The organism is Streptomyces sp. NPDC029139, assembly GCF_055564335.1.
In genome coordinates, this window is the sequence record NZ_JBVHWN010000034.1 from 1 (window position 1) to 7,745 (window position 7,745).

The 7,745-nt window shown below is 69.0% G+C and carries 7 protein-coding genes and 1 pseudogene; 3 read left to right on the forward strand and 5 right to left on the reverse strand.

From position 1 onward, the window contains the following. Window positions 1-240: 240 nt before the first annotated feature. Entirely contained in the window at window positions 241-684 is a 444-nt protein-coding gene (locus ACZ4VW_RS32475) for an amidohydrolase family protein (RefSeq protein ID WP_467968738.1), read from the reverse strand. Between the two features lie 55 nt (window positions 685-739). Further along, window positions 740-952: pseudogene (locus tag ACZ4VW_RS32480) on the reverse strand (amidohydrolase); the annotation flags it as partial. 310 nt (window positions 953-1,262) lie between these two features. Between ACZ4VW_RS32480 and ACZ4VW_RS32485 the strand changes: the two are divergent. Further along, window positions 1,263-1,391 (forward strand): hypothetical protein, encoded by a 129-nt coding sequence (locus ACZ4VW_RS32485; protein ID WP_467968740.1) that lies wholly within the window; start codon window positions 1,263-1,265, stop codon window positions 1,389-1,391. 176 nt (window positions 1,392-1,567) lie between these two features. On the opposite strand, the gene ACZ4VW_RS32490 is transcribed toward ACZ4VW_RS32485, so the two are convergent. Further along, window positions 1,568-3,661: a bifunctional polysaccharide deacetylase/glycosyltransferase family 2 protein gene (locus ACZ4VW_RS32490; RefSeq protein WP_467968742.1), complete on the reverse strand. Its 2,094-nt coding sequence runs from the start codon at window positions 3,659-3,661 to the stop codon at window positions 1,568-1,570. Next, window positions 3,658-3,876 carry a hypothetical protein gene (locus ACZ4VW_RS32495; RefSeq protein ID WP_467968744.1) on the reverse strand — a complete coding sequence of 73 codons (219 nt, stop codon included), beginning with the start codon at window positions 3,874-3,876 and terminating at the stop codon, window positions 3,658-3,660. The genes ACZ4VW_RS32490 and ACZ4VW_RS32495 overlap by 4 nt, the downstream gene beginning before the upstream one ends. A 343-nt stretch (window positions 3,877-4,219) precedes the next feature. On the opposite strand from ACZ4VW_RS32495, the gene ACZ4VW_RS32500 reads away from it, so the two are divergent. After that, a complete protein-coding gene (locus ACZ4VW_RS32500) occupies window positions 4,220-4,936 on the forward strand; it encodes an RlpA-like double-psi beta-barrel domain-containing protein (protein WP_467968746.1) in 717 nt (238 codons plus the stop codon). A 76-nt stretch (window positions 4,937-5,012) separates the two neighbouring features. Beyond that, the gene (locus ACZ4VW_RS32505; RefSeq protein ID WP_467968748.1) at window positions 5,013-6,497 is read left to right on the forward strand and encodes an acyltransferase family protein; all 1,485 of its coding nucleotides are present in this window, start codon (window positions 5,013-5,015) and stop codon (window positions 6,495-6,497) included. Between the two features lie 331 nt (window positions 6,498-6,828). Here the strand turns inward: ACZ4VW_RS32505 and ACZ4VW_RS32510 are convergent, their stop codons facing one another. Then, window positions 6,829-7,173 (reverse strand): hypothetical protein, encoded by a 345-nt coding sequence (locus ACZ4VW_RS32510; RefSeq protein WP_467968750.1) that lies wholly within the window; start codon window positions 7,171-7,173, stop codon window positions 6,829-6,831. Between the last annotated feature and the right edge of the window lie 572 nt (window positions 7,174-7,745).

Below are 7,745 nucleotides of genomic sequence, written 5' to 3' on the forward strand. Positions count from 1 at the left end.
TGCGGTGTAGTCCTAGACACCTCCACCACACCGGAGGTCTTCGCCATGATCAAGACCTGCGACTGTCAACAACGCTCGTGATCAATACACCTAGGTCGCGGCACCGAGGACGACCGCCACCGTCAGCAGCAGGAAGGCCGACGGTCTGCGACAGCGAGTGAAGTTCATGATCCCCCAACGATGTGGATCACGCAGCCTAGATGGGGAGGCGGGGCAGAGGCTAACGCCGATGGGCGAGGCTCACAGCCAGCTTGTCGCGGCGTACACCTGGCGGCCTTCGGCGTACGTCCGTACGAACCTGGTTGTGCCGATCTCCTCGTGCGGACCGGCGAAGGGGTCGCGTCGAGGACGGCGAGGTCGGCGTACTTGCCCGGCTCGATGGTCGCGGTGACGTCGAGATGGTTCGCCCAGGGCGCTGCCCGCGGTGTAGGCGGTCAGCGCTTCGGCGAGGGCGAGAGCCTGCTCGGGCAGGAACGGTGCCGGGTCTTCGGCGCGGCGGGTGTTGGGGGCCTCGTCGGGCAGGATGCGGTTGACGGCGGTGTGGGCGCCCCACAGTGGATCGGCGCTGCTGACGGGCCAGTCGCTGCCCCCCATCAGCCGGGTGCCCGCGCGCAGGAGGTCGGCGAACGGGTACTGCCGGGCGGCGCGTTCCGGGCCGAGGAAAGGGATGGTCAGGTCGTCCATCTGCGGTTCGTGTGTGGCCCACAGGGGGCTGGTTGCTGGCGCCGACGCCGAGTTCCGCGAAGGGTGCGAAGTCGTCGGGGAGGACGACCCGGAGGTGCGCGAGGTGGTGGCGGTCGTTGTTCGCGCCGTTCGTCTCGCGGGCGAGTGCGAGGGCGTCGAGGGCCTCGCGAACGGCGCGGTCGCCGAGGGCGTGGACGTGGACCTGGAAGTCGAGCCGGTCGAATGCAGTGACGCCCTGGCCGAGCAGTTCGGGGTCGACGAAGCTCATCCCGGAATTGCCGGGTCGCGCAGCCGCACTTGCCAGGTAGGGCGCGCGGCGGTGAAGTTCTCTGTGGCGCCGTCCTGGCCCCGGGGCGGCGTACCGCCCGGGAAGACGTCCATCGACCAGCCGGCACCGGTGATCCACTGTGCTTCGGGGCGGGAGCGCGCGTACGTGGCGATGGTCGCCGCGTAGCCGCCCAGGGTTCGGTCGCCTGAGAGGTCGCAGCGCAGCATGACGGCGATGGGGGTGGGCGTGGGCGTCCTGGAATCCGGGGATCGGCAGCCCGCCTCGCGAGGTCGACGAACTCGGTCCCCCCGTGGGCGAGTGCGCGGAGCTCGTCGAGCGCGCCGACGGCGAGGATGCGGCCGGCGCCGATGGCGACGGCCTGCTCGACCGGCGAGGATACCGTTCCGGTGATCACCCGCGTGAGAAGGAATTCACGTGAACCCTTGCGGATCGGCGCGTGCCGGGCGAAGACCTTCCGTCCCGCCCGCGCAGAGGACGGGACGGCAGGCGGAACAGTGCGCTGAGCTGCCTTGGCAGGGCTGTCGCCAGGCCGTTGAAGCTGTAGCCAGCTCGGCTGAACGCTCGAACGGTCTGGGATGGCCCTGGGATGGGCGGTCACACCGTTGCTGTATGTGCCTCCGCATGGGACGGCGAGGGATTCCGCCACCGAGGGCTGGCCCCAAGCGCTGCGGTGATCAAGGCGTGGATGGTGACCAGGCACAGGGCCAGGCGGTAGAGGATCTGCTGGAGCGGGAGCAGCCAGAGGTGGCGCAGGCTTTCGTTGTCGCTCCGTAGGGCGTAAGCGGCGAGGGCGAGTTGGGCGAGGGTGAAGACGGCCCAGGTGATCGCCGGGACGGGGGTGGTCCCGGAGGCGAGTCCGTACAGGGCGGCGGCGTCCATCAGGGGTGCTGCGAGCGGCAGGGCGAGCTGGAACAGCAGCAGGTACGGCAGGGTGCGGCGGCCGAGGTGGCCGGCGATGCCGGTTTCCTTGACGGCGTGCCGGTGCTTCCAGGTGGCCTGCAGAGTGCCGTAGGCCCAGCGGTGGCGTTGGTGCCACAGGTCTCGGATGGTCGCGGGGACGTGGGTGCGGGCGTGTGCGTCGCTTTGGTAGACGACGCGCCAACCGGCCCGGCACAGGGCCATGGCGATGTCGGTGTCCTCGGCGAGGGTGTCGGCGCTGATGCCGCCGCAGGACGCCAGGGCCGAGCGTCGGAAAGCCCCGATGGCGCCGGGGACGGTCGGGCTGGCCCCGAGCAGGTCGAACAGACGGCGTTCCAGACCGAAGCTCATGACGTATTCGAGGTGCTGCCACAGAGGCAGCAGGCCCGTGCGGTTGGCGACCTTCGTGTTGCCGGCCACCGCGCCGACCGACGGGTCGGCCATGGCGGCAGCCAGGCGTGCCACCGCGCCCGTGGCAATGATGGTGTCCGCGTCGACCATGAGGACAACATCGTGCCGGGCGTGGGCGACGCCTGCGTTGAGTGCGGCAGGCTTGCCCTGGTTGGGCTGAGTGATGACGCGCACTCTGGGGTCCGTCACGGTGCGGGCTGCTGATGCGGTGCCGTCGGTGGACCCGTCGTCGACCACGACGACGTCGATGTCAGGGCAGCCGCCGTCCAGCAGCGCGCGTACGCAGGAGGCGATGGTGTCCTGCTCGTTGTGGGCGGGGATGACGGCGGAGACGCGGGGCAGGGGTGGGGCCGAAGCTCGGGTTTTCTTGCGCCGTCGGTGTGCTGACGCGGCGGCAGCCAGGAGGAGCAGGCGGGCGGTGGTGAGCAGAGCCACCGCGTACAGCAGCCAGACCGCAGCGGACGGCACGGCGAGGGCTGCCTGAATCAGGTTGATGAGGGCGGTGCCGTACCAGCGCTCGAGCCCTGAGGCCGAGGCTGTCTGGGGCGGCAGGCCGACCGCTTGGGTCAGAGTGGTGAAGCGGTATCCGCGTGCCTTGAGGGTGTCGATCAGCTGCCCCAGGGCGGCGACGGTCTGGGACCGGTCGCCGCCGCCGTCGTGTAGGAGGACCACGGCCCCTCGGCCGTCCTGCGGTGTGGCGCCGCGCACGATGTCTGCGGCGTTTCGTGCCTCCCAGTCGAGACCGTCCTCGGTGGACAGGACGGTCAGGTAACCGAGCGCACCGGTGCGCAAGGTGGCGTGCCAGGCGCGGTTGTGGACCGCGTCGGGCATGGAGGAGTACGGCGGTCGCAGGAGCGTCGTGCTCGCCCCGGTGGCTCCGGCCAGGACGGCACGGCTGGCGGCGAGCTCCAGACGCATCTGCCAGATCGGCGTCGTGGCAAGGTCGGCGTGGGTGAAGGTGTGCAGACCGACTTCGTGTCCTGCGGCAGCCTGTGCCCGGACCAGCTCGGGGTGTTCGGCTACGTGCCGGCCGGTGACGAAGAAAGTCGCCGGTACTTGTTCGGCGGCCAGCAGCTTCAGGATCTGCGGCGTCCAGGTGGGGTCCGGGCCGTCGTCAAAGGTGAGCGCCACAGTGCCTGGGCGCACGTCCAGGCTGACCGGGGGGCCGCTTCGGGCGTCGACGACGGGTCCGCCGCCGGTCACGGAATGCGGTACGAGGCCGTCGGGCTCTTGATGTCGGGCGCTGCGTGGCACGCCGTCGCCGTGCAGGACCGAGGTCGCCAGGAACAGAGCCGCAAGGAACACCGTGAGGACACCGGCCAGGACCCACCAGTGCCCGCGAGGCGAGATCGCCCTCATCGCCGGTGGGTCGTATCGACGGCCTCGGCCGGGCTCGTTGCCGGCGCCTCGGGGTCGGCGTACAGCACGCTGCCGCCCAACGCGAGGACGCACAGGCACAAGAAGCACACGACCGCTCCCGCGGCGGTGACGATCCTGCGGCGGCGGCCGCGTGGGTCGTCGAACACGAGCTGGGAGGGCTTGGGATGCGGCGGGCTGAGAAGCTCGTTGATCACCCACCGGATGCTAGGAAGATCGTCTGCGAGCGGTTCCCATGGCGCGCGGGCATTCCCCCGCAGGAATGAGGCGCGTACACGTGCATTGACGGTGACGCGGCGAACATGGGAAATCTGGCTATTTGCTCACTTCGATGCCCTATGGTTCACATGATCACGCAAGGGTGAAGGCGGGCGGCCCCCAGCACGCGCCGCGGGCCCGGGTGTCTGCGGGGCCTCCCTGCGACTTCCTGAACTCGCCGCTGGGCTGCTGCGCGGCGCCCCAGCCCCTGTTGGACAGAGATGACGCCACGTCGGGCCCTGCGCCTGCCTCAGTCACCCGCACGGAGTAGACCCCTCATTCATGGCCGCACACCTGCACGCCGCCCCACCCTCCACGCCCACGCCGCCCGGACAGCGCCCGCGCACCGCGCGCGGCAGGATCCTGGTGTGTCTGACGTGCGGCTTACTGGCCCTCGCTGCCCTCGCTTACGCCGGGCTGCAGCTGCATCACCGGCTGAACACCATCGATCTGCCGCAGGCGGACGCGGACCCCCAGAGCGGATACACCCTCACCGTCTACTTCACTCCCAGCGAGGCGTACTACCGCGGCCCGCAGCGCAGCATCCGCGACCAGGTCTGCGCCGGCCAGAAGCTGCCGGACAGCTTCCCCACCGACTACCTGGAGCGCGTCGGCCTGGAGGGCTTCGGCAAGACCGCCCGCGGGGACTATCTCGGCTGGGACTTCGATCGGCACTGCTACTTCGCGACCAGTACGCCCCCGGTGGGCTCCCACGACAACCCCTTGGTGCCCTGGCAGTCCGTCGCCGCCAACCACCTGTCACCAGGCACTCAGATCCGTGTCACCGAGTGCGGCCCGGGAGTACCCAGCGAGACCTGCACGCGGGTGAAATCCGCCCACTGGCGCGTCGACGACCTGTGCAGCATCGGCTGCGACGACGCCAAGCACCTAGACCTGTACATCGGTGAACAGACCCGGGCCGACATGGAGGACGAGGACTTCTACTTCGTCACCACAGGCGCCACCATCCAGGCCAGTACGCCCGAAGCCTTGCGCTGATTCGTGATGGGGCGGCTCAAGAGACACGTCGAACGGTCCACACAAGCGCGAAGACTGACATGAGGCAGGGGTGTGCATGGGTCGGCTGAACGCAGGTCCGGCGTCGGAGGCTGTTCCCCTCGCCCTACCGACCGCCGCCGACATCTCGACTGCGCAGCCGGTCACCGAGAGGGCGCAAGCAGGACCTGCGCGTCGGCGTCTGGACGCCTTGGACGCGTCTCGCGGCTCCGTCGTCGTCCTGCGCATCTTCATCGGCAGTCAGGTGGCAGAGATCGCTGCCCCTGCCCTCCTGCACGCGGACGGGTTCGGGCTGACGGTCGCCGACTTGGTCTTTCCCGGGTTCCTGTTCGTCATGGGTATGGCGGTGCCGGTGTCCATGTCGGCGTTTCTCCGCCCGCCGACCGCACACGGTCCCGTCGGACCGGAAAGACGACCTCATCTTGTGCGCATCGCGCGCCGAGCCGTCCTTCTGTATGCGATCGGCATGTTTCTCAACGCGTTTCCGTTCCTGCCCGGGACATGGGAGCACTTGCGATTTGTCGGCGTGCTGCAGCGACTCGCCGTCGCGTACCTGGTGGTGTCGCTGCTGTACGTCACATGCGCCTGGTCGATGCCGCCCGTCAGCCGCCCCGGAGCCTCCGGGGGCAAGGCCGCGACATCCGCCGGCGGGCGCTCTCGTGTCGTCCGCTTCCTCGTCCGGGCGTTTCTGCTGGGCGGCTTCCCGCTTCTGTGCCTCACCGTCTGGATCGCGGCGACGTACACGTTTCACAGCCCGTGGCCCGCATGTGCCGATGCCCATGTGCTGACACCGAACTGCTCGCTCCAGGCGTACATCGACACAAGCGTGTGGGGTGTCGCGCACAACTACGAAGGCCGCACGTTCGACCCAGAAGGTCTCATGTCGACGCTGGTCGCAATGGTCAACTGCTGGGCAGGTCTCGTCGTCGGCATGGACATCGTCCGGAACAAGCGGCGTTACGAAGTGACGGACGGCGTTCGCAGGCGTGCGTCCTTGCTGGCCACCGTCGGCGTGACGTGCGTCGGGGCCGGCCTCGCCCTGGGCCTGATGATCCCGATCGGCAAGCAGTTGTGGACGCCGTCGTACGCCCTCGTGACCATCGGGATCATGACTGTCGGCTTCGGCTTGATCCTCCTGGTGTTCGACGGCGGGCTGTGGCCTGTACCTCATAGTCCGGCCGGTGACGGCAGGTCCGGCGGCGCCGGGAGGCACTTCACACGCTGGCGCTCGTCGGCCCGCGTGGGCGTGACCACCGCTGTCCGTCGAGGGGCCGTGCCGTTGGGCGACACGCTCGTGGCTCTCGGCCGGAACCCTCTGTTCTTCTACGTCCTGTCCGAGCTGGTCATCTGCACGCTGAATTACATTCCTGTCCGGTATGACGACAAGGAGGGTTCGGTGTGGAGCGTGGGCGCCGAGGTCGGCCTTGCCTCCTGGATGCCCGCCCCGCTGGCAAGCATGGTGTGGGCGCTGTTGTGGCTGTTGCTGTTCTACGTGCCGCTCGCACGGCTGCTCGTGTCACGAAGGTGGTATATCCGGGTGTGACCTGGGCTCCAGGCACTCCGGTGACGTAGGCATCCGCCCGGCCTCGGACACAGCAGTCCCGGCGTGACGTCTGTGAGCGATTCTGGGCCGGGCCTTTACGGGCGGATGGGCGAAGGGGGCTGTGCCCGACCCAGGGTTGGGCACAGCCCCTTCGTCGTATCTGGTCCCGTGCTCAGGAGGAAGCCGGAGCCCAGCGGCACGCAACAGCGGTAGCCATGTCCGGCGGCTTCCTCCGGGCGCTGGAGCATGCTCTTGTCCGGCGCACCGAGCGGCGCGGCCGGCGGTGTCCGACCCCGATTGTGGCCGCGCCAGGGGCCGGCGCCGTGTCGTGTCAGCCGAAGACGACCGAGCGGACCTTCAGCCGTTCCGAGGCGCCGCCGGTGTGCGGGCGGAGAGTGAACGAGTCGCCTTCGCAGTTGGGGTCGGTGAAGACCGTCGCCCAGTCGTCCGTGCGGTTCTTCGGCGAGTGACCGGGCTGGGGGTTCTCCTGGCCGACGCCGGGAAGATTCAGGCACTCACCGCTGGCCGGGTTGTTGAGGAAGCCGGTCGCCTCGTAGCCCTCGACGGTCACGTAGTCGTAGCGGAACTGCCCCGAAGCGGCCGAGGCGGAAGCGGGGACGGCGGCAAGGAGCAGGGCAGCGCCGAGAACGGCGGTGGAAGCGGAGCGGAAACGCATCGATGGGTCTTTCTGCTGGTGGGACGTTGCCGTGGCCATCACTGCCCGGTCAGCACAGCCGCACCCGCGTCTCACTCGAACGGGCGGTGACGAAACGACTCTGCACTCCTCCAGGCGGCGCCCCCGCCATCGCCATGGACCTGACGGCGCAGAAGCTGCTCACGCCCGTCCACAATCCCCCCGCCCTCACCCGCTGTCGACAGTGGCCGGAAGTCCAGGAAGCCTCATTCTGCTTCCCCTTGCCCCCTGGCTCACCACGGCAGGTCAATCGAAGATCTTCTCGAACGCCGCGGTCATCGGGCAGGTCCTCTCGATTGCGGGGCTTGGGCCGGTCACGGGGGGACAACCCCGATCGCGGGACCAGGACGATCCGCGTTCATAGCTCCGGGGAACGGCCGAACACCCGTTCGGCCGCGTGTCCACTTTCCTGAGTGCTGGCGTGTCTGGCATAGGGCCCGCATAGCTATCGGGAGACGCCCTAGGTGTATTGACCCGCAGGGTTGTTGACGCGGGTGATGGGTGGGTGTCCGTCGAGTGCGGTGTGGCAGCGGTGGTGGTTGTAGGTGTGGAGG